This is a genomic window from Micromonospora humida, from assembly GCF_016901255.1.
In the GTDB taxonomy this organism is placed as follows: domain Bacteria; phylum Actinomycetota; class Actinomycetes; order Mycobacteriales; family Micromonosporaceae; genus Micromonospora; species Micromonospora wenchangensis.
In genome coordinates this window covers 1-1143 of sequence record NZ_JAFEUC010000042.1, presented here as the reverse complement: position 1 = coordinate 1143, position 1143 = coordinate 1, and the positions used below count along the sequence as shown (strand labels likewise).

Sequence of the window (1143 nt, the reverse complement as noted above, 5' to 3'; positions counted from 1 at the left end):
GGCGGGTTCGACCGGTCTGTGCAAGTGATCGTTGATCACGGTATGGATCGGTCGAAGGAGTGGGGATGGCGCGGGCGCATGTGTTGACAGCGGGTCATCGGCAGGTGATTGAGCATCTGTGGGGTCAGGGATCGACGTTGACGCAGATCGCGGCGGTGGTCGGTGTGGGGTTGTCGTCGGTGTGGCGGGAGGTGGAGCGGGGCAACTCTTCGCGGCACGGGGTGAAGAATCCTCTCGGTCCGGTGCGTGGTGGGTTGTATCGGTGGGGGTATCAGGCGGACTGGGCGCAGCGTAGGGCCAACGCGCGGCGGCGTAGGCCCAAGGCGCGGGTGTTGAGTCAGCCGGGGCCGTTGCAGACCACGGTGGTGCAATGGCTGGGTGAACGGTGGTCGCCGCGGCAGATCGTCGGGCGGCTGCGGCGTGAGTTTCCTGACCGGCCGGAGATGCGGGTGTCGCACGAGACGATCTATCAGTCGATCTATCTGCGGGCGCGGGGCAGCCTGCGGGAACTGGTCGATGACGCGCTGCGCAGCGGACGTCAGCAGCGCCGTTCGCAGTCCCGCGCCGCGCAGGCCGCCCGCCGGGCGATCCGGGGCCGGCCCTGGGTCACCGAGGATGTCCACATCAGCGCCCGACCCGCCGAGGTCCAGGACCGGGCGGTGCCGGGACACTGGGAAGGCGACCTGGTCATCGGCCGTAACGGTGCCTCAGCGATCGTCACCCTGGTCGAACGCACGACCCGCTACGTGCTGCTCGGCGCGCTACCCACCGACCGCACCAGCCCCGAGGTCCTGGCCGTGGTCCGCGCCCAACTGGCCCGACTTCCCCGCCACCTGGCCCGCTCCCTGACCTGGGACCAAGGCACCGAACTCGCCGCACACCGCCACTTCACCCTGACCACCGGCTGCCGCGTCTACCTGTGCGACCCCCACAGCCCATGGCAACGCGGCAGCAACGAGAACACCAACGGACTCCTACGCCAGTACTACCCCAAAGGCACGACCGACTTCCGCACCATCACCCAAAACGACCTCGACACCGTCGCGATCCAACTCAACGGCCGCCCCCGACAGACCCTCGGATGGGACACTCCCGCCGAAGCCCTTGATCGACTACTACTTGCACCGACCCCATGAAACCGCC

1 protein-coding gene is annotated in these 1143 nt (G+C 68.2%); it reads left to right on the top strand.

Features of this window, described 5'->3' with window-relative positions; genetic code table 11:
• Window positions 1-65: 65 nt before the first annotated feature.
• Complete coding sequence (locus JQX11_RS31955; protein WP_232379000.1) at window positions 66-1136, top strand: IS30 family transposase; 1071 nt, start codon at window positions 66-68, stop codon at window positions 1134-1136.
• The last annotated feature ends 7 nt before the right edge of the window (window positions 1137-1143 follow it).